The 23,693-nt window shown below is 68.4% G+C and carries 20 protein-coding genes and 1 pseudogene; 4 read left to right on the plus strand and 17 right to left on the minus strand.

The annotated features are described in order from the left end of the window. Nucleotides 1-222: 222 nt before the first annotated feature. A complete protein-coding gene (locus tag O1R50_RS26645) occupies nt 223-489 on the minus strand; it encodes an SDR family NAD(P)-dependent oxidoreductase (RefSeq protein WP_270113022.1) in 267 nt (88 codons plus the stop codon). Nucleotides 490-652: 163 nt separating this feature from the next. Between O1R50_RS26645 and O1R50_RS26650 the strand changes: the two genes are divergently transcribed. Beyond that, nucleotides 653-1,249, plus strand: a complete 597-nt coding sequence (locus tag O1R50_RS26650) for a TetR/AcrR family transcriptional regulator (RefSeq protein WP_270113023.1) — start codon at nt 653-655, stop codon at nt 1,247-1,249. An 87-nt stretch (nt 1,250-1,336) separates the two neighbouring features. On the opposite strand, the gene O1R50_RS25230 is transcribed toward O1R50_RS26650, so the two are convergent. The 9 genes from O1R50_RS25230 to O1R50_RS25270 all read right to left on the minus strand — a co-directional run bounded on the left by O1R50_RS25230 (nt 1,337) and on the right by O1R50_RS25270 (nt 13,545). Further along, nucleotides 1,337-1,702 (minus strand): alpha/beta hydrolase, encoded by a 366-nt coding sequence (locus tag O1R50_RS25230; protein WP_270113024.1) that lies wholly within the window; start codon nt 1,700-1,702, stop codon nt 1,337-1,339. Nucleotides 1,703-2,282: 580 nt separating this feature from the next. After that, nucleotides 2,283-3,962, minus strand: coding sequence for a type 2 periplasmic-binding domain-containing protein (locus tag O1R50_RS25235; protein ID WP_270113025.1), 1,680 nt, complete (start codon nt 3,960-3,962; stop codon nt 2,283-2,285). Nucleotides 3,963-4,077: 115 nt separating this feature from the next. Then, nucleotides 4,078-4,887 (minus strand): GH12 family glycosyl hydrolase domain-containing protein, encoded by an 810-nt coding sequence (locus O1R50_RS25240; RefSeq protein WP_270113026.1) that lies wholly within the window; start codon nt 4,885-4,887, stop codon nt 4,078-4,080. Nucleotides 4,888-5,893: 1,006 nt separating this feature from the next. Next, nucleotides 5,894-7,288, minus strand: a complete 1,395-nt coding sequence (locus O1R50_RS25245) for an SGNH/GDSL hydrolase family protein (protein WP_270113027.1) — start codon at nt 7,286-7,288, stop codon at nt 5,894-5,896. 87 nt (nt 7,289-7,375) lie between these two features. After that, complete coding sequence (locus O1R50_RS25250) at nt 7,376-8,980, minus strand: DUF4978 domain-containing protein (RefSeq protein WP_270113028.1); 1,605 nt, start codon at nt 8,978-8,980, stop codon at nt 7,376-7,378. Nucleotides 8,981-9,078: 98 nt separating this feature from the next. After that, complete coding sequence (locus tag O1R50_RS25255; protein ID WP_270113029.1) at nt 9,079-9,987, minus strand: carbohydrate ABC transporter permease; 909 nt, start codon at nt 9,985-9,987, stop codon at nt 9,079-9,081. Continuing rightward, a complete protein-coding gene (locus O1R50_RS25260; protein WP_270113030.1) occupies nt 9,974-10,885 on the minus strand; it encodes a carbohydrate ABC transporter permease in 912 nt (303 codons plus the stop codon). Before O1R50_RS25260 ends, O1R50_RS25255 begins: the two co-directional genes overlap by 14 nt. 105 nt (nt 10,886-10,990) lie before the next feature. Then, nucleotides 10,991-12,280, minus strand: coding sequence for an ABC transporter substrate-binding protein (locus tag O1R50_RS25265; protein ID WP_270113031.1), 1,290 nt, complete (start codon nt 12,278-12,280; stop codon nt 10,991-10,993). A gap of 239 nt (nt 12,281-12,519) precedes the next feature. Beyond that, nucleotides 12,520-13,545, minus strand: coding sequence for a LacI family DNA-binding transcriptional regulator (locus O1R50_RS25270; RefSeq protein WP_270113032.1), 1,026 nt, complete (start codon nt 13,543-13,545; stop codon nt 12,520-12,522). A gap of 99 nt (nt 13,546-13,644) precedes the next feature. On the opposite strand from O1R50_RS25270, the gene O1R50_RS25275 reads away from it, so the two are divergent. After that, on the plus strand, nt 13,645-14,721 hold the full coding sequence (locus O1R50_RS25275; RefSeq protein WP_270113033.1) for a LacI family DNA-binding transcriptional regulator: 1,077 nt from the start codon (nt 13,645-13,647) through the stop codon (nt 14,719-14,721). Between the two features lie 15 nt (nt 14,722-14,736). Here O1R50_RS25275 and O1R50_RS25280 read toward each other — a convergent pair whose 3' ends face one another. Genes O1R50_RS25280 through O1R50_RS25305 form a run of 6 tightly spaced genes read right to left on the minus strand, consistent with a single transcriptional unit; the run spans nt 14,737 to nt 21,392 of the window. Then, nucleotides 14,737-16,197, minus strand: a complete 1,461-nt coding sequence (locus tag O1R50_RS25280) for a glycoside hydrolase family 43 protein (protein WP_270113034.1) — start codon at nt 16,195-16,197, stop codon at nt 14,737-14,739. Between the two features lie 8 nt (nt 16,198-16,205). After that, nucleotides 16,206-17,108 carry a DUF6807 domain-containing protein gene (locus O1R50_RS25285; protein ID WP_270113035.1) on the minus strand — a complete coding sequence of 301 codons (903 nt, stop codon included), beginning with the start codon at nt 17,106-17,108 and terminating at the stop codon, nt 16,206-16,208. Next, a complete protein-coding gene (locus O1R50_RS25290; RefSeq protein WP_270113036.1) occupies nt 17,105-18,214 on the minus strand; it encodes a Gfo/Idh/MocA family protein in 1,110 nt (369 codons plus the stop codon). The genes O1R50_RS25285 and O1R50_RS25290 overlap by 4 nt, the downstream gene beginning before the upstream one ends. Before the next feature lie 27 nt (nt 18,215-18,241). Then, nucleotides 18,242-19,540, minus strand: a complete 1,299-nt coding sequence (locus O1R50_RS25295) for an ABC transporter substrate-binding protein (protein WP_270113037.1) — start codon at nt 19,538-19,540, stop codon at nt 18,242-18,244. Between the two features lie 42 nt (nt 19,541-19,582). Continuing rightward, the gene (locus O1R50_RS25300; protein ID WP_270113038.1) at nt 19,583-20,479 is read right to left on the minus strand and encodes a carbohydrate ABC transporter permease; all 897 of its coding nucleotides are present in this window, start codon (nt 20,477-20,479) and stop codon (nt 19,583-19,585) included. Further along, nucleotides 20,472-21,392, minus strand: coding sequence for a carbohydrate ABC transporter permease (locus O1R50_RS25305; RefSeq protein WP_270113039.1), 921 nt, complete (start codon nt 21,390-21,392; stop codon nt 20,472-20,474). The genes O1R50_RS25300 and O1R50_RS25305 overlap by 8 nt, the downstream gene beginning before the upstream one ends. A gap of 178 nt (nt 21,393-21,570) precedes the next feature. Between O1R50_RS25305 and O1R50_RS25310 the strand changes: the two genes are divergently transcribed. Both O1R50_RS25310 and O1R50_RS25315 read left to right on the plus strand, forming a co-directional pair. Beyond that, nucleotides 21,571-22,584 (plus strand): LacI family DNA-binding transcriptional regulator, encoded by a 1,014-nt coding sequence (locus tag O1R50_RS25310; protein WP_270113040.1) that lies wholly within the window; start codon nt 21,571-21,573, stop codon nt 22,582-22,584. Nucleotides 22,585-22,960: 376 nt separating this feature from the next. Further along, nucleotides 22,961-23,119: pseudogene (locus tag O1R50_RS25315) on the plus strand (universal stress protein); the annotation flags it as partial. Between the two features lie 29 nt (nt 23,120-23,148). Here the strand turns inward: O1R50_RS25315 and O1R50_RS25320 are convergent. Beyond that, the gene (locus tag O1R50_RS25320; RefSeq protein ID WP_270113041.1) at nt 23,149-23,670 is read right to left on the minus strand and encodes a flavodoxin family protein; all 522 of its coding nucleotides are present in this window, start codon (nt 23,668-23,670) and stop codon (nt 23,149-23,151) included. Nucleotides 23,671-23,693 lie beyond the last annotated feature (23 nt).

Consider the following 23,693-nt stretch of genomic DNA (forward strand, 5'->3'; position numbering starts at 1 on the left):
GCTGTGCGAGACCCTGAGCCGCCACAGCGCCCTCGAACCGCGGCGGATGGCCGACACCGTCCTCGACGAACTCGGCGTCGCCGGCGGCGCCCACGACGACATCTCCCTCATCATCGCCCGGTTGTGATGGGCCCTGGTGCCAGCGGTCATCGGGGATGCCCGCGTCGTCGCACCGATCGCGGTCGGCGATCCAGGACTCGGGCAGGTACAGCTCACGATCGATCAACGCCTGGCCGGTCTCGTTGTTGACCACCACGTCGAGTCGGCCGAAATGCCGGTGCGCGGCTTGGACGCGGCGATGCCGGCGTCGCGGTCGTCGGCGTCGAGCCGGATCGGGAGGACGGCGTCGCCGAAGCGCTCGATCAGGTCGTTGAGCGCGTTGGTGTCGCGGGCGGTGGCGGCGACTCGGTCGCCGCGCTCCAGGGCGGCGACGGTCCAGGTGCGGCCGAAACCACGGGAGGCGCCGGTGATGAACCATGTCTTCGACATTGGAGGGTCCCTTCGCTCGTCCGGCGCGGGGCCGGATCGGGGTGGCGGCGCGGGCGTGCGGCGCCATCAAAGAGATCATCCTACGCCAAACATGTCTCACTGGGTCAACTTAGACTTGACGTGCTTTAAGCAACTCTTCGTGTCGAGCAGGTATCGTGGTGGCATGGACGAGGCGAAGGTCGACCTGCGGGAGCGCACGCGCAACGCCGTGCGCGCGCAATTGGCGGAGGCGGCATTGCACCTGTTCGTGGAGCAAGGCTTCGAGGAGACAACGGTCGAGCAGATCGCAGTCGCGACCGGGCTGTCCCGCCGCAGCTTCCACCGCTACTTCTCCGGCAAGGAGGACGTGCTCGGACAGTGGAACGAAGCGATGGGCCGTCGCATCGCCGCCGCGTTGTCCGCCCGCCCGGCCGACGAGCCCGCCTGGCTCGCCCTGCGCCGCGGCTTCGACGACCTGGTACGCCAGCTGAGCACCGGGCCCATGTCGCTGGACATCACGCGCATGATTCTGGGCACCCCGGCATTGCACGCCACTCACCTGCACAAGCACGCGCTCTGGCGGGACGCGCTCGCGGATGTTCTCCAAGAGCGCTTGGCCGAGAACGGCCGGGCGCCGGCGCGCCTCTCCGCGATCGCCCTTGCCGGAGCGGCTCTGGCCGGCCTCGACTCCGCTCTGGCGCAATGGGTCGCCGAGGACAACGAGCAGCCCCTCGCCGAACTGCTGGACCAGGCCATGAACGCCATCGCGCCACTGGCCTGAGATCACCTCGCAGGAAGGGCTGTCCTCACCGCTGCGGTCGCTCCCGCTGTGCGCGACGAGACGGCACGCACCTGCACCGCCGGATCACTAGCCCAGCACGGCTTCCCACTTGGTGTCGGGGCCGGCCGCATCGACGGGCAGGCGATCCCTGGCCGCGGTGTCGCCGTACATGGTCCAGCGCGCCCAGTTCTGGACGGTCTTCCTGAAGCGCTGGTCGTCCCAGAAGCTGCTGTGTCCGCCGCCGAGGAAGGTGAGGAACGCCTTCGGCCAGGTGATCTCGTTGTAAGCCTGGCGTGCCGAGGAATAGGCCGTGGTCGGATCCTGGTCGCCGTGGACGAACAGGACCTTGGCGGTGACCGAACTGGACGGGGTGCCCATGTCGAGGCACGACTGCGGGTTGGCGGAGATGATGCGGCTGTCGGTCCAGGAGGTGAGCAGGCCGTGGGTGGTCATGCCGCCCATGGAGTGCCCGCAGGCGCCGACGCCGATGTCGGTGCGGACATGCCCGGCGAGCGGTCCGCTGCTGTTGAGGGGGTGTTCGTGAGGGCCTGGGAGACGTCGCGGGAAGTGTTGCCGCTGTTGACGTCGTCCAGGGTGTGCTGGAAATGGGGGACGGGACGATGAAGCCCGCCGAGGCGAGAGCTGGGGCGAATGTGGAGTTCGCCGGGTTGCCGCCCAGGCCGTGGGTGTAGGCGTAGACGGGGAAGACGCCGTCGGCGACCGGGGCGTTCGCGACCGGGGTGCCGCCGGCGGTGCCGGTGGCCGGGTGGAAGACGTACGTGGTGACCGGACGAGTGCCGCGGTACCAGTCGTACCGGCGCACGCCCACGGCGAACGGGTCGGCCGGGGCGGGTTCGGCGCGGGCCTGCCCGGCGCCGAGCAGCGACATGCCCGCTCCCAGTGCTCCGGCCGCACCCAGGTTCAGTAACGTGCGTCGTTGCATTGCCATGAGGGCTCCATTTCGGAGGGATACGGGTGGACAGGAGGGCGGCCGCGCTCGATCGGCGGCGCGTGCCGCTCCCCCGCCTGCGCCCTATTCACCGTTGACGATCTTGTAGGCGTCGGTGAAGGGCACTCGCGCGGCTTCGCCGCCGTTGGCCAGGAAGGTCTCGACCATGGCGGGGATGTCCGCGGTCTCGGCGCGGCCGTATACCACGTCGGACTCCTGGTCCTTCAGCGTTTGCGCCGCGGAGATGAAGGCCGCGGGGGCTTCGACTCGGATGCCTTCGAAGATGTCCTTCTCCAGGAAGTCCAGGACCGAGGCGTCGTAGTCGAAGCGCTGCTGGACGAGCGCCGGGTCTCCGGTGTGGAACGTCTGGACCTTGCCGGAGATGCCGTAGTAGCCCCCGATGGTCGCGCTGCCGTGCTCGGTGGTCCGCGGGACGCCGTCGGCGTCGAACTCGAAGTGGTCGCCCTCGATGCCGTAGTCGAGCAGCTGGTTCTCGATCGTGCCGAAGGGCGCGGCGCAGAAGTTGGCGACGTCGAGGATCTCCTCGACCTGTTCCGGGGAGAGGCTCTTGCTGAGGAACAGCCAGCCCTCGACGTCGGCGCCGCCGAACACCACCGGGGTCCTCCCGCCCGCGGCGATGGGGCCGAGCGGGGCGACGGCGCCTTCGATCTCGCCTCTGCTGACGCTGCCGATGAAGTCGCTCCAGTACGACATGCCGTCCTGGTGGAACAGGGTCGTTCCCGACTTGTGCAGCTCCTTGGGGTCCAGTGAGGCCGCGGGGGCGTCGGGGTGGACGAGTTTTTCGTCCCACACCGTGCGCCGGAACTCGAGCCACTCGGTGTACTCGGGGCGTTCGCAGTTGTGGACGAGCTTCCCGTCGATCCAGGCCCAGCCGTTGCCGGAGGCCAGCCCGAACCACTGGGGGGTCAGGTAGTCGAGGCCGTAGAAGGCCCACCTGCCCGCCGTGTCGTCCGACCAGGCGCGGGCGATCTCGAGCACTTCCTCGACCGTGGCGGGGACCTCCATGTCGGCCGCCTCGAGCAGGTCGGTGCGGACGTACATCCCGTTCTGCGGGCCGCCGCTCAGGCTGCCGGGGATGCCGTAGAGGCGGGCGCTCTTCGGGTCATCGGGATCGCTCGACCAGACCGACTTGCCCCAGGCCTCGGTGACCCGACCGGCCAGCAGGGGCCAGCGCTCGGAGATGTCGCCGGTGAGGATGTCGGTCAGGTCGTAGAACTGGTTGACCGCGGTCTCGCGGAAGTTGGGGTGGGCACCGAGCATCCAACTGAACATGTGGATGCCGTCGCCGAACTCACCGGCCTGCAGCCACTGTACGGAGGTCTCGGCGTAGGTGTTGCCGTCCGCATGGGACAGTTCGACGACCGTGCCGCCCCATGCTTCCTGGACCGCCGCGAAGTAGGGGTCGTCGCTGGGGGGCGGTGTGCCCCAGGTCGGGATGGTGATCCGGTAGGTGCCGGTGTTCGCGGGGGGCTCGGGTATCGCCTGGGCCGGCTCGGGGTACGAGGTGAATCCGGACGGGTGATTCGGCGGTTCGCCGACCAGGTCGGGCTCGACCGGGAGCGGCCATTCCTTGTACTGTGGCAGGAAGTCGAACCCTTCGGTGACCTGGGTGCTGCCGGTTCCCGACTCGATGTCGCTGCACGCGCCAGCGAACGGAATCACTGCGGTGCCGACCGCGCCGAAACCGGCCGCCTTGAGCAGTGATCGGCGTCGGAAGACCGACCCGTTTGAGGGAGTGGCCACGTCGTGTCCTTTCGGTTGTATTGCGCGTGAGGACTTGTCTGGAAGGGGCGGGGGTGGTTTCGCCGGGAGTGAGCGGCCACAGTGGCCGTGGCCGCTCACTCGCCGACAGGCGGAGCTATCGGACGTCGACCCAGTAGCTGTTGGTGTCCAGCTGGCCTTTGCCGGTGAAGACCTCGGTGCCGGCCTGGACGCTGGTGAGGTACTTGCTGCTGCTGAGCCAGCCTCGGTTCACGAGGTTGCCGGTGAAGTCGCGCAGGTCGAAGTTCACCGAGATGGTGTTCGAGGTGCGGACGAAGGAGAAGACGTTCCATCCGGTGCCGTTGCCCGCGTCGATCCAGCCGCGGTACAGGTCCCAGGTGCCCCCGCCGAGGCTGACGGTGGTCTGTTTGGTCCCGGCCGGCCCTGCCCCGCCGATCCTGTAGGGCCAGATCATGATCTCGTCGGTCGGGTTGTTCGACCAGTCGGGATTCAGTTGCGGATGGAGCCACAGGTCGTAGGCGACGTTCATCGTCCCCGACGCGTTCACGCTGAAGTTCCAGGTGGTCGGGACGCTGTGGTTGTCGCTGAGCCGCACCGGCAGCTCCGTGCCGGGGCGCTGCCAGCCCCAGTGCCAGCCCAGGACCGAGCTGGAGTAGCTCTTGACCGAATAGGACGATCCGCTCCACTCCCAGGACGTGCCCCATCCGATGGTGTCGCCGGACTGCCAGTTGTTCCAAGTGCACTGCCAGCCGGTGCCGGAGCCGTTGCCCCACAGGTTGTTGGTGACGTAGTACTTGCCCATGGCGATGGTGCCGCCCTTGCTGCAGGTGCTCGCGGCTTGGGCGGGCGAGGCGGCTACCAGGGTCGACGCCAGGGCGATGCTGAACGCTGCGACGATGCCGAGCAACAGGAGTTTGACAGGCGCCCTTCGCGTCTCAGGGGGCATCGCTGATCCTTCCGTTGCGGTGATGTCGGACCGGGGCGGTCGAACGGGAGTTGTTTGTTTGGTCAACTCACAAAACTACGTTATATCGACACAACGATGACTGTCAATGCTCCAGTGGATTGAGTTTTACGAGGTCAAGAAGTACTGTCACCACCCGATGCCGCGTCGTCGATCGCCGCCACACGAGCCTTAACGACCACCGATTGACATGGAACCCGAAGCCCGCATCGATCCCACCTCGGCCAGGCAGCTCAAATTGGCACTTCTACCTGGGGTCATACTCAGATCTCCATCGCCGTCCAGTCGACAGCACAATAGACTCACGGTGAGTCTTACCGAAGCACGTAAATGTAACGCTACATAGCTGCCGCGGACTACGTCCTCACCAGCCGCCAATCCGGCCTGGTCTTCGACATCGACGGCCGCTCCACCGCTGACGGCCCCGGCCGCAGATCCTGACGTTCACTCGGTGGACGCTTTGTCCACCTGGGCGCCCGAGCGGATCGAGCACCCGCCGCGTGTTGACTTGCGGATCAGCCCTCCGGTGCCCGAACCAGATCAGTGCCTTGGGGCGCAGCGACAGGCGCGGGCGTGCCCGCCGGCACCGCGCCCCGCAGTTCGCCGCGCCGGTGGGGTCCCTTCGTCGCCGCTGCGTTGTTCGCATTGGCCTTGGTGGGACCCGCGACTCCCGGATTCGCCGCCGTGGACGACGGAGCGGACGCAGGCGAAATGCAGGCGGGCCCCAGACCGCCGACGCCGACGCCGACGGGACCAATGCCGACAGTCTGGAGACCCTGGTCTCGGACTACCAGACCCGTGTCCCCACGGAATACACCACCGGTTCCTGGGCGCCCAACATCGACTACATCGACGTCGCACCGGCGAGCGGCTGAACCTCCCGGCGGCGCCGGGGGGGGGGGGGGGGGGGGGGGGCCCCGGCCCCCCCCCCGGGGGGGGGGGGGGGCCCCCCCCCCCCCCCGCGCCCCCCCCCCCGGCCCTGGCACCGCTATGCGGTCCTGGCAATCTCGGCGAGTCGGGCGGTGAGGGTCGGGACGTAGAACTCGGTGATGCCGGCGATGTTCGGGTGGGTGCCGGTGCCGCCGGTGCCCGGGAATCCGCCGACGAGACCGTCGAAGGTGTACGCCACGCGCTGCGCCTCGACACGCGTGTCGAAAGTCGTGGCGCCGAAGACGTCGGCGACCGAGACACCCCACTTCTGCGCGGCCTGCAGCGTCACCTCGCGCAGGGCGAGCTGGGTGTCCCAGTCGCGCGAGCCCAGCTTGTGGGCGGGGACGTACACCAGTTCGGCGGTCGGCCACTTCTGCTTCATGGCTTGGATGGTGGTCTCGAGGGACCCGGCGAAGGTCATTCGGTCGAAGTCGGCGGGGTTCTGGGAGCCGCTGACGGCGCCGATGGAGTACCCCTCCACCTCATGGAGGGTCATCGCGTCGTTCGTGCCGCCGTCGAAGACGACGTAGTCGGGCGAGGCCGCGTTCGCGGCCTGGACCTGGGCGATGATGTCGCCGGAAGTGCCGTTGCCGATCGGCCCGACGGTGGCGCCGTTCTTCGCGTACTTCGTGAGGGTCATGCCTTCGCGCTCGGCGGTGAAGTCCACGAAGCTTCGCGGGTACTGGTGGCCGTAGACGATGCTGTCGCCGAAGGCGTAGACCGTGGAGCCGGCGAGGCTGCCGTAGGCGGCGTTGGCGGGCCTGGTCAGCCGGAAGTTGTCGATCGACTGCCGGCCGGTGCCGTAGTAGTTGCAGGCGACCAGCTTCGCGAGGTTGGTGCCGGTGATGTTCCCCGTGCCCGAGGCGAGCACGACGGGCGCGGCCTCCTTGCTGGTGATCGAGTACTGGACCTTGCGGAGGGTGAAGTCGAGGTGCAGGTCGATCGTGTACCACTTGCTCCGGTCGAAGCTCCGCTTGATCCAGGTGGGGTTGAGCGAGTCGGGGGCGGAAGTCGAGTTCGAGTCGGGCCCCGTCACGGCGTAGCGGAGCTCGGTGGCGGTCGAGGCGAGCGCGAAGACGAGGCGGCCGTTGTCGTCGCGCAGTTCGAGGCCGGTCTTCATCGCGCTGCTGGCGATCGCGGTCTTCCAGTCGAACCGCAGATCGAGTGTCTTCTCGCTCAAGGTGGACGGCGCGAACCCGCGCACCGAGGTCGTGTAGTTGCGCATGTTCTCAGTGATGTTGAGGACGCCGCCGCTGATGCTGGCGCCGGTCGGGAAACCGAAGTTCGCCGGAACGGTCTGGGCGTTGAAGGTCTCGTTGATGAGTGTCGTCCCGGGGGTCTCGGCGGCGGCCGCGTGTGGAGTGAACAGGGCCGAGATGAGCAGGGCCCCGGCGGCCAGCAGGCCGATCCGCTTTCGCGGCAGGGAGTCTACTCGGCGCTGGGAGGTGTGCATGGTGATCTCCTTTGATCGGTTGCGGGGGTGCGCCTCCGGCCGTATCGGTCCCGGTGCGGCCGGAAGCGGTGATGACGATCGACCCGGCTAGTTGAAGAGCACGCGCACCGCTTCGCCTTCGGCGAGGGTGATGCTGATATTCCCGTTCGCCGTGCTGTACGACTTGGCGCCCTGGCTGACCCATGCGTCGTTCACGTCGTAGTAGCCGGACTGGACCGAGCGGACGCTGCCGTAGCTCGCCGGGAACGAGTAGGTCCCGCCGTTGTCGATGCTGATCAGGGCGAACTCCGTGCGGCTGCGCTCGACCGCGATGCCCTGGCCGCCGGTCGTCGTGGTGTAGCGCAGGTTCACGTCGGCGAGCGTCTTCGCGACGTCGAACGAGGCCGCGGCGGCGCGGTTGTACGTCTGGAGGCGGGTGCCCCCGGCCTCCACCGGCGCTTTGGTCGCGAGGTCCCTGCGGATCTTGTTGACGGTGCGGTTGAAGTCGCGGATCTCGAGCGAGACGTGCTTGCGGGTGACCGCGTGGGTGACCGGGTCGAAGTCGTAGAGCCCGAAGTTGGAGCTGCCCGAAGCGGCGTAGCCGTCGGTGGCCGCGTACAGGTTGTGAGCGGCGTTGCCGGCGATCGAGTTGAACTTCATGACGTGGGCATTGGCGGCTCCGGCGAAGGTCTCCATGACCATCGGGAAGTTGCGCCCCTGCGACCACATCGTCTTCCTGCCGTAGTCGTAGAAGGTGTCGATGTTCGTCGTGTACGGGTCGTAGCCGAAGAAGTCGATGGTGTGGGCGCCCTTGGCGCGCAGCGCCTCGTTCTCGGCCACCGGCCGGGCGTCACCGACAGTGTTGACGCGGGTGTAGATCGGGTAGGCGGAGGCCTTGACGACCCGGCCGAGCTCGGTCAGGTAGTGCAGCAGCACGTCGCGGCGGAACTGCGCGGCGTCGGTGTACCCGCCCTCGTTCCACAGCGCGTTGCTGGGATCGCTGTAGCTGCGGTCCGAGGAGACGCCCCACTGGAGCTGGGCGACGTTGGGCTCGTTCGTGATCTGGATGCCGATGGTGGTGTGCCGGGTGTCGTAGGCGGCGAGGTGCTCCATCACCTTCCCGAGCACGTACCGCTCCCGCTGCAGCAGGTTCGGGTCGGTCTTGTCGAACAGGAAGTCCGCGTCCTGCTGGAGGGGCTTGCCGCTGGCGTCCACGACGAGTTCGTAAGTGTCCCAGACGTACTGGGGCACGCGCAGGGTCTTGGAGTGTCCGGTCGACTCGTGGCTGAACCAGAGGAGCTCCATCTTGAGCCCGTACTCGTTGCACCAGTCGATGTACTTCTCCAGGTCGGTCCAGTCGAAGACGTCCTTCTCGGGCTCGGCCTGGGACCACCAGAGCGGGATGTTGACGACATTGAAGCCGTCCTCGGCGATCATCTTCAGGATCGGCTTGAGCTGGGCGTCGGTCCAGCCCTTCTGGTATCTCTGGTGCTCGTAGCGGTATTGGACCCCGCTGTGGTAGAACGGCTTGCCGTCGACCATGAGCACCAGTTTGTCGAAAGTGGATTTCGACGTGTCGACCCTCGAGATCGGCGTGGCCTGGGCGGCCGCGGACTCCGGTACGAGGACGGACCCGGCCATGGCCACGGCGGGGAGGGTGAGCACCGCTCGCCGCGCGATGCCTCCACTGGGGCGTCGGTTTCGTTCTGGCATCGTCTGCACTCCATTCGTCGGTGATTGTTGAATCCGAATATGTAGATGTCTGCTGGCGAAAGCGGCCCGCCCGGATGATCCGGGCGGGCGCGGTCGAGCTACTTCAGCCCGGTGGTGGCGATGCCCTTGACGAGGTACTTCTGGCCGACGAGGAACACGATGAAGACCGGGATCAGGGTCACGATCGACATGGCGAAGAGCGAACCCCAGGAAGCCCCGGCCGTCGCGTCCACGAAGTTGCGCAACGCGACCGGCGCGGTCTGCATCTCCGGCTTGGTGAGATAGATGAGCTGGGCGAAGAAGTCGTTCCAGGTCCACACGAACGTGAAGATCGCGGTCGTGGCCAGCGCCGGGACCGAGATGGGCAGCAGGATCCGGAAGAAGATGCGCCAGTAGCCGGCGCCGTCGATCTTCGCGGCCTCGTCCAACTCGCGCGGCAGGCCGCGGAAGAACTGCACCATCAGGAACACGAAGAACGCGTCGGTGGCCAGGAACTTCGGCACGATCAGCGGCAGGAAGGTGTTGACCCAGCCGATCTGGGAGAACGCCACGTACTGCGGCACCAGGATCACGTAGATCGGCACCATGAGGGTCAGCAGCATGATCGCGAAGCTGACCTTCCGGCCGCGCCACCGCAGGCGGGCGAAGGCGTAAGCGGTCATCGAGCAGCTCACCAGGTTGCCGATCAGGGCGCCGAGGACCACGATCGCCGAGTTCAGCAGGTACACGCTGAACGGGTGCGCCAACGCGCTCCACCCGTTCGGGAAGTGGCTCAGGTCGATGTCGGTCGGCAGGAGCGACGGGTCGCGGAAGATCAGCGCATCCGGTTTGAACGCACTGGCGACCATCCACAGCAGCGGGTAGATCATCACCGTGCCGACCAAGATCAGCATCACGTGCTTGACCAGCCGCCTGATCCGTCCGGTTCCGGTCCCGCCGCCGCGACGCGGCACCGGAGGCTCGGTCTTCCCGACGAGGGGGCCGGTTCTGATTTCAGTTGCCGTCACTGTAGAACACCCACCGCTTGCTGAAGTAGAAGTTGATCGCCGTCAAGACGCCGACGATGACCACGAGCAGCCAGGCCATCGCCGAGGCGTAGCCCATGTGGAGCCGCCCGAACGCCTCGCTGTACAGGTAGAGCGAGTACAGGAGCGTCGAGTCCGACGGGCCGCCCGTTCCGCCCGAGACCACGAACGCCTGCGTGAAGGTCTGGAACGAGTTGATGATGCCCAGCACCATGTTGAAGAAGATGATCGGCGTGAGCATCGGGACGGTCACGTGGCGGAACTGCTCCCGTTTGGACGCGCCGTCGAGGGCCGCAGCCTCGTAGAGGTGCTCGGGGATCTGCCTCAGGCCCGCCAGGAAGATGACCATCGAGGATCCGAACGTCCACACGTGCAGCAGGATCAGGGAGATGAGCGCCGTATCGGGGTTGGCGATCCAGCCCGGCCCCTCGATCCCGAACAGCCCGAGGAACTGGTTGACCAGTCCCTCGATCCCGAAGACCTGACGCCACAGGACGCCGACGGCCACCGAGCCGCCGAGGAGTGAGGGCAGGTAGTACACCGATCGGTAGAACGCCAGGCCCTTGATGCCGCGGTTGAGCAGCATCGCCAGCGCCAGCGCGACCGCCAGCATGAGCGGGACGCTCACGAACGTGTAGGTGGCGGTCACCGCGAGTGCCTTGTGCAGCCGCGTGTCCCGGAGCATCTCGGCGTAGTTCTCGAGTCCCACCCACTCGGGGGCGCTCAACAGATTGTAGTCGGTGAAGGACAGGTAAAGCGAGGCCAGCAGCGGCCCCAAGGTCACCGCGACCACGCCGAGGAACCAAGGGGCCATGAGCATCCATGCCGCGCGCTCCTCCTGCCGGGCCGCCGCGCTCATGCGCCTGCCGGTCTTCGTCATCGTGACTCCGTTCCAGGGAATGCGGGGCGCCGCGGGCGGCGCACCGGTTCGACTCCGATGGGGATGGTGCGGCGGGTGCAGGCCGCAGCCCGCACCCGCCTCCCACTAGAGCTCAGCCTTCAGTCCGTCGTAGAACTGCTGCGCGGCCTCTTCCGGCGTGAGCCGGTCGAACAGGACGTCGATGTTGATCCGGTCGTAGAGCTCGTCCATGGCGCCGCCGGCGTTGGCGTTCGGAATCGGGAGCGGCTCGGGGCCGAGTGCCGTGACCCGTGCGTTGTAGTCGGCCACGGCGAGTTCGGTCTCGGTCAGATCGCCGGAGACCGCCTCGACGACCGCGGGATCGACCGGGACGCCCCGGTCGAACTTCTGGAGCTCGATGGCTTCGGCGGAGTTGAGGAAGTCCAGCAGCATGGCGGCCTCCTCGGGGTGCTCGGTGGCGGCCGAGGCGGCGTAGAACAGGCCGGGCTTGACGAAGGAGCCGGTCACTTGGGCGTCCGATTCACCCGGGTAGATCATCAGCTGGGCGGCGCCTCCGGAGGTCTCCTCGAGTTCGCCCAACTGGTTCGTGGCCAGGGCCGGGTTCATCGCGACCTTGTGCAGGGCCAAGAGGGACTGCGCCGCGCTCGAGCCGGCGCCATGGGCCTCCACCATGGTCTCGACGCTCGGGGTGCCGCCGCTGTCGCGCAGACGGATCACCCAGTCCCAGTAGCCCGCCAAGGTCTCAGGGGTGAAAGCGAGGTCGGAACCGTCAGGGGACCACCAGTTCTCGCCGTGCTGACGAAGCCAGACCGTGGCGACCTGGGAGAACATGGGGATATCGCTGCCGGCCATGTCAGGGTTGGCCGCGCTGATGGCGGCCGCGGTCTCGATGTAGTCGTCCCAGTCCCATGTTGACTCGTCCGGGATCTCGACACCGGCTTCCGCGAACGCCTCCGGGGCGATCGCGACGCTGAATCCGGAGACGCCGCCCGGCACGGCGTACACCCCGTCGTCGACAGTGGACAGGGATAGCGTCGACTCGCTGTAGCGCTCCAGGTGCGCCGCGTCGGCCACCGTGTTCAGGTCCAGCAGCTGGCCGTTCTCGATGTAGGGGTACATGAGCGGATCGACGACCTGCATGACGTCGGGCAGGTCCTGGGCGGCCGCGGAGGTCGAGAGCTTGTTCCAGTAGTCGTCCCAGCTGGTGAATTCCGGCTCGACGTTGATGTCGGGGTGGAGCTCTTCGAACCGCTCCAGGATCTCCTGGGTGTAGGCGTGGCGGGCGTCGGAGCCCCACCAGAAGTAGCGGAGGGTCACGCCGTCGCCGTCGTCTCCGGATGAGCAGGCGGCGAGGAGCGAGACGCTCATCGCCGAAGCGAGAGTGGCCGCGCCTATGCGCGAGATAAGGGGCTTCATGGGAACCTCCATTGGATCCGTTTCATGTTCTGGATCGGCGGTTGTCGTTCGTCGCGGTGCTTTTGGCGACGCCTTGTGCCGAGGGATGGGTTGCCGGCCGAACCTTGAACCATCATGACAACGGTTCCAGAGCCTGTCAACCAGGGTTACTGCAGAATTTGGATAACGGTTTCATTACACGAAATCGGGCATTCCGTACGTGACTCGGTCGTTCCTCCGGATGGGAGGGCTCCAGCGGCTCAGCGGCCTCCGGCGCCGGAGGCGGTGCTGGCCCGGACGATGAGCCGTCCCGGCAGCACGACGTCCTGCGGAGGCTCGGTCGCGAGCGCCATCTCCAGCGCCGCCCGTCCGGCCTCGGCGAACGGCAGCGCCACCGTGGTCAGCGACGGAGTGACGTCGCGCGCGAGCGGGATGTCGTCCACTCCGGACAGGGCGATGTCCGTCGGCACGTCGAGACCTGAGCGACTGAACTCGTTCAGGGCGCCGATCGCAAGGACGTCGTTGCCCGCCAGCACGAGGTCCGGCCGCGGGAGCATCCGCGAGATTCGGCGGGCCGCGTCCCTGCCGCCCTCCCGGGTGATCTCGCACTGCTCGACCACCACCGAGCCCGGGTCGAATCCCCGCTCGGACAGGCCCCGCAGGAAACCCTCGGCGCGGCTGTCGAGCGCCGGGTGGCGCGGACTGGTCAGGACGGCGGCGCGGCGGCGGCCCAGCCCGCCCATGTAGCGGCCGATCGTCCTCCCCAGTTCGAAATCGTCGAAGCGGACGGCCGGAAACGGCGTGTCGTGCTCGCCGATGAAGACCACACCGCACCCGTCGGCGCGGAAGCGCTCGAGTTCGGGGAGGACCTGCTCGCTCGGGACGTCGGCGAAGCTCGCGCTCGTCACGACCAGGGCGCGGGGGCGCAGCCCGCGCAGCACTTCGAGGGCCGTCCGGTGCGCGGCCGCGCCGCTTCCGGCACCGGTGATGCTGACCAGAGCACCGCGTTCCCGGCCCGCCGCCTCCATGCCGGCGGCGATCGCGGCCAGGGACGCGGTCCTCGGATCGCTCGCAAGCAGCATGACCGCCGTCCGCCGCCCTCGCAGTGCCCGGGCCGCCTGGTTCGAGACGTAGCCGAGAGATTCCGCCACCGCGAGGACGCGGGCCGAGAGCCGCTCGCTCACGTGGAGGTCGCCCCCGTTGAGCACGCGGGACGCGGTCGAGGGCGATACGCCGGCCGCCTGAGCGACATCACGTAGGGTCGCCTTCTGATACGCTCGCCGCACAAAACCTCCAATGTCGAACGCTCCCTCGAAAGCGCGCAGGCGATCGGTCGAGGGGCGGGGCGGCGCACCCCGAGATGCGCCCGATGCCAGGATGCCATTGTGACCACAGACCCTGCCACCGACGACCAGCCTCCGGGCATCCGGACCCGACCGTCGACGGTCACCCTCCGCGATGTCGCCGACGCGGCCGGCGTCTCCAAGGCCTCGGCCTCACGGGCGCTCGACCCGAGGTCCCAGTACGTGTCACCGGAGCTGCGCGCGCGGGTCATGGAGACCGCCAGGCGCCTGGGCTACCGCCCGAACGCGTCGGCGCGGGCCACGACCACGGGTGCGACCGCGATGGTGGCCGTGCTCGTCTCCGACATCCGCGACCCCTACAACGCCGAGATCGTGCACGGCGTGATCGAGCAGGCGGGCGCCTCCGGTCTCGTGGCCACCTTCGCCGGGACGGACCACGCCATCGACGACGAGGTCCGGGTCGTACGCATGATGCGCAGCCTCAGGCCGCACGCCATGATCCTGACCGGCGCGCGCAGCGGCTCCACCGTCTCGCGGACGTCTCTTGAGGAGGAGCTCGCGCGCTACACACAGGAGGGCGGCCGGGTGGTGATCGCCGGCGACGACGAGCTGCCCTTCGACACCGCGGTCGTCCCCCGCCGACGCGGCGCCTCGGCACTCGTCGCCGATCTGTTCCGCCTCGGCTACCGGTCGCCCGCCCTGATCCGGCCCGACCACGACTCGGCGGCCGCGCGCGAGTGGGAGGACGGCATCGTCGAAACCGCCCGCAGTCTGGGGATGCGGATCGAGTACGGCGCCGTCGTGCGCGCGCCGATGAGCCGGGACGGCGGATACGACGCCGTCAGGAGCCTGGTCGAGCAGCGGCACGAAGGCCTCGACGTGGTCCTCGCCGCCACCGACGCGATGGCCATAGGCGCGATGAGCGCGATGCGCGACGCGGGCCTCAGTCCCGGCACCGAGATCGGCGTCGCCGGGTTCGACGATGTGGTGGGGACCGAGGACGTCACGCCGACACTGACCAGTGTGGACCTCGCGCTCGCGAGAGTGGGCGCCGCCGCGGTGGAGCTCGCGTTGACCGAGTCCGCCGCCGATCGCCGGAGGGTCGAGTTCGAGCCTCGTGTCATCCTCCGCGGCACCACGCCCGCCCGGCACGGCTGACACCGCTCGGGCGGGCTACTCGGGGAGTTCGGTGAATTCGATCCCCTTCACCAGTGCCGAGCCGGCCTCGGTCCACAGTCCGATCATGCGGCCAGTGAAGCCTCCGGCGACCTCGGTCGAGAGGTAGCGCCCATCCAGACGCGCGAGCGCGGTGAACCCGGAGGCGTCGACGATGCCGAGTTCGACGTCGTCCGGCCCCTCCTTTGTGGCGTCGACCGAGCGGAAGCGGAACGTGACCGCGGCGGACGGCAGCGGGCAGGCACCGACCACGGCCTCGACCTCGCCGACATGCGAGACCGCCTCTGCTACATCGCCCTTGACGCGGATGCCGTACCAGTGTCGGCCGTCGATCCGCACCGCTGCGGTCAAGTTTGACTGCCCGGGCTCGAGGGTGATGTCGGCTTCCCAACGGTTCCCGGCGGCACGGAAGAACAGCCCCGACGGCTCGCCCGAGGTGCTTGCGGCTGGTTCCAATCGGACGCCGCCGGGGACAAGACGGGCGCACTGATCGGGCCGGAGGCCGGGCGAGACCCACCTGGGGGCGAGCCGCGGCGCGGTGAAATCTTCGGAGAAGGACCACCGCGCGGGTGCCAGCTTCGCGTCTGAGGGCGTGAACTGCGGCCACTCATCCGTCCACGCGATCTCAGCGAGGAAAGTCTCGCGCCCGTTCACGTGGTAGCGCGGGGTGCGCCCGCGGGGTCGAACCCCCAGATGCACTGCGGCCCAAGTCCCGTCGGAGCGCTCAACTAGGTCGGCATGGCCCACGTTCTGCACTGGATGCCGGGTACTGCGATGAGTGAAGACCGGGTTGTGCGGCGCGGCCTCGAAAGGGCCGCGGGGTGAGCGCGAGCGGGCGACCGAGACCACGTGCCCGCGGTCGGTGCCGCCCTCGGCGATGACCAGGTGCCACCAGTCGCCGCGCCGGTACAGGTGCGGGCCTTCGGGATTGCCCAGGCCGGTGCCGTGCCAGATCCACCGCGGCGCTTCCAGCACCTCGCCGGTGCCGGGGTCGATCGCGACCTGCCTGATGCCGATCTGCTGCTCGTTCCAGGAGCAGTAGGTGAGCAGGCAGGTGCCGTCCTCGTCCCAGGCCAGGTCCGGGTCGATCCCGTCCAACCCGCCTAGATGCACCGGGTCCGACCACGGACCCGCCGCTTCGGTGGCGCTGTAGAGCAGGTGCCCGCCGCGCGGATCGTCGATATCGGTGGTGACCAGCCAGAACCGGCCCTGGTGGTGGCGCAGGGTCGGGGCGTAGACGCCGCGGCTGGCGGTCGAACGCCCCGCCGGGACCTGCTCGTCCCGGTCGAGGGCGTTGCCGATCTGCCGCCACGAGACCAGGTCGCGCGAATGCCAGATCGGCACCGCCGGTGCGTACTCCATTGAGGAGTTCGCCAGGTAGTAGTCCTCCCCGACCCGGCAGACCGACGGGTCGGGGAAGCAGCCGGCGATCACGGGCGCCGTGGCCGCCGTTTCCATGGGACCCATCAGAGGGCTTTGCGCACGGCCGCCGCCAGGTCCGGGGCGTCTTCCGCGTCGGCGTCGGCGATGCCCACGCCGTAGCGGAACCGGACCGTCGCTCCATCAGGGATGGTCAGCTCGTCGCTGAAGAACGGTGCGGGGTTGAGGCAGGCGAACTCCTCGCTGCGGGCGAACCACTGCGGCGGGTGGTGCGGGTTCTCGGCGTCGTCGACCATGAGCACCAGCGAGGTGGCGTCGACGTCGTCGTGGCGTCCGGCGAAGCCCATCCACTCGTGTCGCTGGCCGCGCATGTCGTTGCCGGAGCCGGAACCCTCGGCGGTGACTAGACGGCCGCCGGTGAAGGCGCGCGGGCCGCGCCAGAACAGGCCGCCGTAGCCGGCGTTCTCGCGGCCCTTCGTGGTCGGAGAGCCGATCGCGATGTCGCTTCCGGAGACATTGCGGAGCTCGGTCTCGAAGGTCAGCGTCCAAGCCTCGGCGGAAAGCAGGCGCGCGCCGATCGTGCGCCGCTCGGTGAGGAAGGCGGCCCCGGCCTGGGTGATCCAGTCCAGGTCGTGGGAGAGCCGGACCGCGCCGTCGGCGGCGGCGATCTCGGTGAAGTCCCGATGCAGCTGAGTGCCGTTGTTGTCCTTCTGCACATAGAACTGCCCGTGGACGTAGGTCGGCCCGCCCCAGAAGTTCTCCTCCCCCACGTGCGGCAGCGACAAGGCGATGCCCTTGTGCCACACGTGGTCCCAGGGCCGGTACAGGCTCACCAGGCGACCCGCGCGGGTGCGGATCGGGTGCAGGTACGGCTTGGGCGACTCCAGTTGCGGGGAGTCGGGCCGGTAGACGTAGCGGAACAGGTCGGTCCCGCCGTCGCTGACGGTCACGGAACTGCCGACATCGTGGCGGAGGTCGAGGTGGCTCATGCAATGGTCTCCTTGATCGGCGCCCACGGAACGGCGCCGCCGTCCATGCTGCGATTGAACGGGTCCGGGCCGGTGATCTCGCCGGCCGCGACGGGGCGGCCCTGGAAGGCCGAGGCGTAGGTGGCGGCGGCGAACTCCAGCGTCCGGCGGGCCTCCGCGAGGGAGACGCCCGGCTCGGTCCCCGCCGCGATCGCGTCGAGGACCGCTTCGATCTGGAGGCGGTGTCCGCTCTCGGGATCGGGCCCCTCTCCGCCGTCCCAGAGCCCCGCGAGGTCCTCGTGTCCGGGTGCGGGCGTGAACCGCCAGTTCCCCTCCTGGTAGCCGTAGAGGTGTTCGAGTTCCACGGTGGCGTGCTCGAAGTCGAAGCGGAGCCGGGAGGTCTCCCGCGGCGACACGACCGAGTTGACCACCGTGGCCAGCGCGCCGTTATCGAAGCGCGCCAACGCCATCGAGACGTCCTCGGTGTCGGTGGGCCGGGACAGTCGCCCGGCGAAGGCGGTGACCTCCGTCCAGGGGCCGAGGATCGACAGGAGCAGGTCGAACTGGTGGATGCCGTGGCCCATGGTCGGTCCCCCGCCCTCGACCTCCCACCGTCCCCGCCAGGGGACGTCGAAGTAGGCGTCGTCGCGGTACCAGAGCGTCTCGCAGGTCGCCACGAGCGGTCGCCCGAGCGCCCCGGAGGCGAGCAGGCGCCGGAGCCGGATCGCGGCCGGACCGTACCGGTGCTGGAACACCGTCAGCACCGGCACCCCGGTCTCGGCCTCGACTTCGGCCAGTTCGTCCATCTCGGCCAGACTCAGCGCAGTCGGCTTCTCGACGAGCGCCGGGACACCCGCCCGCATCGACGCGATCGCCAGCGGCACATGGGTTCCCGGCGGGGTGCAGATGTGCGCCAGGTCGAGCCGCTCCTGCTCCAGCATGGTCGCGGCGTCGCCGTATACGGCGGGAACCGGGAAGCGGCCGGTGAACGCCGCGGCGCGGGCCGGGTCGATCTCGGCCACGGCCGCCAGTTCGGCGCCCAGTTCGGTCAGGGCGTGGGCGTGTGCGTGCGCGATGCCGCCGGTGCCGACGATGCCGCAGCGGAGCGGGGGTCTGGAGACGGTCATGGTGCTCTTCTCTGCTTGGACCGCGGGTTAGGCGGCGGCGTCGATCTCGGACTTGAGTTCGTCGATGAAGGCTTCGGCCGCCTCCTGCGGTGTGCGCTCGCCGAACATGACCTCCTGGGTGTAGCGCTGGACCATCGGGTCGAAGCCGCTGCCACCGTTCGGGGTGACCGCCACTGGAGGCCCCGCGACGGCCGTTTCGATGTAGTCCACGGCCAGCCGCCCGCCCTCGTCGAGGTCGGCCGCGACGTGCTCGCGCATGGCCGGGTTGGCCGGGATGCCACGCTCGGTGCCGAGAATGTCGGCGGCGGCCTCGTGGTTGACGAGGAAGTCGATCAGGGTCGCGGCCTCGGCCGGGTGCTCGCTCTGAGAGGAGACCGCCCAGTACATCGACGGTTTGATGAAGTTCGCGGCCGCCTCGGCGTTGCCGGGCAGCTGCAGCAGCCTGAGGTCGGCGCCGCTGGCGGCGAGCAGCGGCGTGATCTGCGTGTTGTATCCGAAGCCCATGGCGATCTTGCCGGTGGCCAGGCTGCCGCCCTCGATGCCCGCGCTCTGGCTCTCGACGGACTGGGCCGCGCTTTCGACGCCGCCGCTCTCGACCAGGCCGAGGTTGTACTCCCACAGTGCGGCCAGGACCGCCGGGTCGAGGGTGACCTCGCCGTCTTCGCTGTAGAGCTCGTTGCCGTGCAGGCGGGCCCAGTAGCGGACGCTGCCCGCGTCGGTCCCTCCGGTGAGGCCGGAGCCGTTGATGGCGCCGCCGCTCTTCTCGGTGAGCTCGTTGGCGATCGCGGCGTAGTCGTCCCAGGTCCAGGTGGTGTCGTCGGGCAGTTCGACGCCGTACTGGGCGAAGAGGTCGGCGTTGACGACGCTCGCGAGCATGCCCGCGCCGATCGGGATCGCGTACTGGGCGCCGTCGATCTTGCCGGTCTCGAGGGTGGCCGCCTCGAAGCCCGAGGTGTCGAGGTATTCGCTCGTGTCGGCGAGGTCGAGCAGGGTGCCCCGGTCGCCGTAGGAGGCGAGGTAGAGCTCGTCCATCTGGATCACGTCGGGCGAGTCGTTCGCGGCGGTGGTGGTCGCGAGGGCGTCCCAGTACCCGGCCCAGTCCTTGAACTCGCCTTTGACGGTGATGTTCGGGTGTTCCTTCTCGAAGGCGGCGATGGCCTGGTTGGTGAGTTCGGCGCGGGTGTCCGCGCCCCACCAGGTCATGCGGATGGTGACCGGTTCGTCGCTAAGCTCGACGTCGCCGCCGCCCGCGGTGCCGCAGGCGGCCAGACCGGGCAGGGCCACCGCGGAGGCACCGAGTCCTTTGAGGATGAGTCTGCGTTGCATTGGCTTGCTCCTTGGTGAGTCGTGTTGAAGGGTTGCGGCGGCTTATTTGCCGCCGGTGGTGGCGATGCCCCTGAGCAGGAATCGCTGTCCGAACAGGAACACCAGGAAGATCGGGACGAGTGAGACGACGCTCATGGCGAGTGCGTCGCCCCAGTTCGTTCCCGCCTGCGCGTCGACGAAGGCGCGCAGCGCCAGCGGGACGGTGTAGATGTCAGGGTCGGTCAGGTAGATCAGCTGGGAGAAGAAGTCATTCCAGGTCCAGATGAAGGTGAAAATGGCGGTCGCCGCGAGCGCGGGCACCATGAGCGGCAGGATGATCTGGGCGAAGATCCGCGGGTGGCCGGCGCCGTCGATGCGGGCGGCCTCGTCGAGTTCGATGGGGACGCCGCGAATGAACTGGACCATCAGAAAAACGAAGAACGCGTCGGTGGCCAGCAGTTTCGGCACGATGAGCGGAAGGAAGGTATTGACCCAGCCGAGCTGGGCGAACAGCACGTACTGCGGGACGATGATGACGTGGATCGGCAGCATGATCGTGAGGAGCATGATCGCGAACCACCACCGCTTGGCGGTGAACTCCAGGCGGGCGAAGGCGTAGGCCGCCATCGAGCAGGAGACGAGGTTGCCCACGATCGCACCGAGGACCACAATGGACGAGTTGACGAGGTAGACGCTGAACGGGTCGGCGAAGGCGGTCCAGCCTTCGGCGTAGTTCCCGGTCTCCAGGTCGTTCAGCAGCAGGCTGGGGTCGCGGAAGATGACGTCATTGGGCCGCAGCGAGCTGACGACCATCCACAGCACCGGGTAGAGCATCACGAGCGCGCACAGGATCAGCAAGGCGTGCTTGGCGATCGAGCGGACCGGCCGGAATCCGCCCCGGGCCCGTCGCGGGGCCGGGCCGCTCGGCGGCCGGGTGGTCGTGGCGAAAGTGTCAGTCATTGTAGAAGACCCAATACTTCGAAGCCCAGAAGTTGACCGCGGTGAACGCGCCGACGATGAGGAGCAGCAGCCAGGCGAGGGCCGAGGCGTAGCCCATGTCGAAGTTCCCGAATCCGCGCTGGTACAGGTACAGCGTGTAGAAGAGGGTGGAGTCGGCCGGTCCGCCCGTGCCGCCCGAGACGATGAACGCCTGGGTGAACGACTGGAACGCGTGGATGATCTGCAGGACCAGGTTGAAGAAGATGATCGGCGTCAGGAGCGGCAGGGTCACCGACAGGAACTGGCGTCCGCGGCTCGCCCCGTCGACCGAGGCGGCCTCGTAGTAGACGCGCGGGATCTGCCGCAGGCCGGCCAGGAAGATCACCATCGGCGAGCCGAACGTCCACACGTTCAGCGTGATCAGCGTGCCCAGGGCGGTCTCGGGCTCGGAGATCCAGCCGCGCCCCTCGATGCCGAGCAGGCCCAGGCCCTCGTTGAAGAGGCCGTCGGCGCCGAACACCATGCGCCACAGGACGGCGATGGCGACGCTGGCGCCCAAGAGCGAGGGCAGGTAGAACATCGAGCGGTAGAACGCCAGGCCCCGTACGCCCCGGTCCAGCACTACGGCCAAGGCCAGGGCGAGTCCCAGCTGGACCGGGACGGACACGAGGACGTAGGTGAACGTGACGCCGAGGGACCGGTGCAGGCGCTCGTCGCCGAGCATCCGGGTGAAGTTCTCCAGTCCGTTGAACTCCGCCGGCTGCAGCAGGTTGTAGTCGGTGAAGCTCAAGAACAGCGAGGCGACCATCGGTCCGAGCGTGATAGCGAACAGGCCGACGAACCACGGGAGCAGGAACCAGAAGGCGACCTTGTTCTGCCGCTTGGCGGTCGAGCCTTGCCTGCCCAGACTGCGCAGTTCCGTTGTCGCGCTCATGAGCCCGCGTCCGGAGAGATCGCGGCGCGCAGACCGCGGGCGGGGATGGGACCCGGCATTGGCGCTCCTTTGCGTCAAGACATAGTGATCGTTCACTATTTGCGGACGGATCCAAGATAGTGAACGATCACTCTTATGTCAAGATGATCAGTGCACACATCGAGAGGAAACCGAGCGGATGACCGAGCGTTCCACCGAATCGAGACGGCCGACGATCAAGCAGGTCGCACGCCTGGCAGGGGTCTCCCACCAGACGGTGTCCCGCTACCTGCGATCCAGGGACGGCCTCAAACCGACCACGCTCGCGCGCATCGACGCGGCCGTCAGCGAACTGAACTACCGCCCGAACCTGGTCGCGAGATCGATGCGCACGCGGCGGACCGGCCGCCTGGCGGTCCTCCTGCCGACGATGGTCTTCAACCCGGCCCGGATGCTGCACGGCGCCACCGAGGCCGCCCACGAGGCCGGCTTCACCGTCGAGGCGATCAGCGTCATCGGCGACACCGAAGCCCGGACCGAGCGCATGCTCGAGCTCGCCGGCACCGGGCAGGTCGAGGGCATCCTCGCGCTGGCCCCGCTCTCCCCCCGGGGCGAAGACCAACTGCCGCATGGAGAGACGATCATCGTCGCCGCCGACTTCGACGACCAGATGCGCGGGATCGGCGAACTGGCCGACGCTTCGCCGCTGGTCGAGATCATCGAGCGCCTGGCCGAACTCGGGCACCGCCGCTTCTTTCACGTGGCAGGGAATCTCCAGTTCGCCTCGGCGCGGGCCAGGAAGACCGCGTACCTCGAGACGGTCGAACGGCTCGGCCTCGAATCCGCGGGCGTCGTCGACGGGGACTGGTCGGGCAAGTCCGGATACGACGCGGTGCGCTCGCTCGCGGACGAGGAGATGCCCACAGCGGTGGTCGCGGCCAACGACGTCGTGGCCTCCGGGGCGATCCGCGCCCTGGTCGACCGGGGCCTGGACGTTCCCGGCGACGTCAGCGTCACCGGCTGGGACAACAACGAAGTGTGCCTCTACCTGCCGCCCAGTCTGACCAGCGTCGAGATCAACCTGGAGGGCATGGGCCGCAACGCGATGCTGAGCCTCGTCAAGGCGGTCACCGGCCGCGACCTCGAACCCGCCCCGCGCCCCCTGCAACACGTGATCTGGCGCGAATCGACCGGCCCGGCGAGGCCCCGCTAGACAATCGAATTCGCCGCCGGTCGGCGGGGCCGATCCCGGAGGAGCGCCACACAATGAGATCGAGAAAGGCCCGGCTTCGCGGACATCGCTAGCGCGCCGCAATCGGCCCTGCACCGAGACACTCACCAGATCCAGACCGACGACCCCGCACATCCCTTCTGCCCCTACCGGGAGACCGGACGCGCCGGACACCACACCTGGTGGGCCGCAGCCAGTCCCACGATGAAAGTGAGACCGGCAGCGGGAGGCGACGCCGACGAAGCCATCACGAAGCCAGCGTCCTGCTCGGCAGGGCCGAGGGCGCGGACCTGCTCGTGGTCGGCGACCGCGGGCGTGGCCGCAGGTAGCTGTCGAGCAGCGGGTCCTTAAAGGGCACCCGGCCGAGATCCTGCTCGACCAGGCCCGAAGCGCCGACCTCCTCGTCGTGGGCAGCCGGGGCCGCGGCGGGTTCGCAGGTGCACTGCTCGGCTCGGTGAGCAATCACTGCGTTCACCACGCGACCTGTCCCGTCGTCGTCGTCCACGACAGGGCATGAGCAGCGCGCGTCCGTTGAGGCGAGCGGCCTCAGCCCCCTGCAGGGCCGCTCGTCGAGTGCGCTGCCGCTGCGATCTCACTCGCCCAAGAGCGGACGCGGTCGAGTTGGCCCGGTGCCAGCGGGCCGAGGGTCTTCTCGACCATGAAACTCGCAGGGCGCGCGATGATCGCGAAGCCACCGCGGCGCAACCTGCGGGTCGCGGCGCGAGCTGCCGACCCAGGCACGTGGCTGATCCGTGTGTCGAAGGCGGCCGCCCGCGTGCCAGGGGCGGCTTTGGCCGTCTCGAGCCATTCCCGGACGCCGATCCCGGTGGAGACCAGTTCGTCCGGCGTCATGCCTGCAGCCTCTTGGCGTGAAGATGGGCGGCTCAACGTGAACCCGTGTGTGGGGGCTCCGAGCACCACCAGGCCGATGGAGGCGTCGATTGACGCCGGTGCCTCGCCGACTTCGTAGAGCTCGACCTCCATGTGCTTTGCGAGCTCCTCGGCGAGGGCCTCGGCGACGGTCCTCGTGTTGCCGAACATCGATTCGTAGATCACTGCGGCTAGCATGGCGACCGCCTTTCTGAAAATAG

It is taken from the genome of Glycomyces luteolus (assembly GCF_027622875.1).
Taxonomy (GTDB): domain Bacteria; phylum Actinomycetota; class Actinomycetes; order Mycobacteriales; family Micromonosporaceae; genus Glycomyces; species Glycomyces luteolus.

Excerpts from the sequence above, each read along its gene's own strand:
- O1R50_RS25290 (WP_270113036.1), bottom strand. The coding sequence starts at position 18,214 with ATGACCGTCTCCAGACCCCCGCTCCGCTGCGGCATCGTCGGCACCGGC.
- O1R50_RS25265 (WP_270113031.1), bottom strand. The coding sequence starts at position 12,280 with ATGAAGCCCCTTATCTCGCGCATAGGCGCGGCCACTCTCGCTTCGGCG.
- O1R50_RS26645 (WP_270113022.1), bottom strand. The coding sequence starts at position 489 with ATGTCGAAGACATGGTTCATCACCGGCGCCTCCCGTGGTTTCGGCCGC.
- O1R50_RS25230 (WP_270113024.1), bottom strand. The coding sequence starts at position 1,702 with ATGACCACCCACGGCCTGCTCACCTCCTGGACCGACAGCCGCATCATC.
- O1R50_RS25295 (WP_270113037.1), bottom strand. The coding sequence starts at position 19,540 with ATGCAACGCAGACTCATCCTCAAAGGACTCGGTGCCTCCGCGGTGGCC.
- O1R50_RS25310 (WP_270113040.1), top strand. The coding sequence starts at position 21,571 with ATGACCGAGCGTTCCACCGAATCGAGACGGCCGACGATCAAGCAGGTC.
- O1R50_RS25300 (WP_270113038.1), bottom strand. The coding sequence starts at position 20,479 with ATGACTGACACTTTCGCCACGACCACCCGGCCGCCGAGCGGCCCGGCC.
- O1R50_RS25285 (WP_270113035.1), bottom strand. The coding sequence starts at position 17,108 with ATGAGCCACCTCGACCTCCGCCACGATGTCGGCAGTTCCGTGACCGTC.
- O1R50_RS26650 (WP_270113023.1), top strand. The coding sequence starts at position 653 with ATGGACGAGGCGAAGGTCGACCTGCGGGAGCGCACGCGCAACGCCGTG.
- O1R50_RS25320 (WP_270113041.1), bottom strand. The coding sequence starts at position 23,670 with ATGCTAGCCGCAGTGATCTACGAATCGATGTTCGGCAACACGAGGACC.
- O1R50_RS25280 (WP_270113034.1), bottom strand. The coding sequence starts at position 16,197 with ATGGAAACGGCGGCCACGGCGCCCGTGATCGCCGGCTGCTTCCCCGAC.
- O1R50_RS25305 (WP_270113039.1), bottom strand. The coding sequence starts at position 21,392 with ATGAGCGCGACAACGGAACTGCGCAGTCTGGGCAGGCAAGGCTCGACC.
- O1R50_RS25245 (WP_270113027.1), bottom strand. The coding sequence starts at position 7,288 with ATGCACACCTCCCAGCGCCGAGTAGACTCCCTGCCGCGAAAGCGGATC.
- O1R50_RS25250 (WP_270113028.1), bottom strand. The coding sequence starts at position 8,980 with ATGCCAGAACGAAACCGACGCCCCAGTGGAGGCATCGCGCGGCGAGCG.
- O1R50_RS25240 (WP_270113026.1), bottom strand. The coding sequence starts at position 4,887 with ATGCCCCCTGAGACGCGAAGGGCGCCTGTCAAACTCCTGTTGCTCGGC.
- O1R50_RS25260 (WP_270113030.1), bottom strand. The coding sequence starts at position 10,885 with ATGACGAAGACCGGCAGGCGCATGAGCGCGGCGGCCCGGCAGGAGGAG.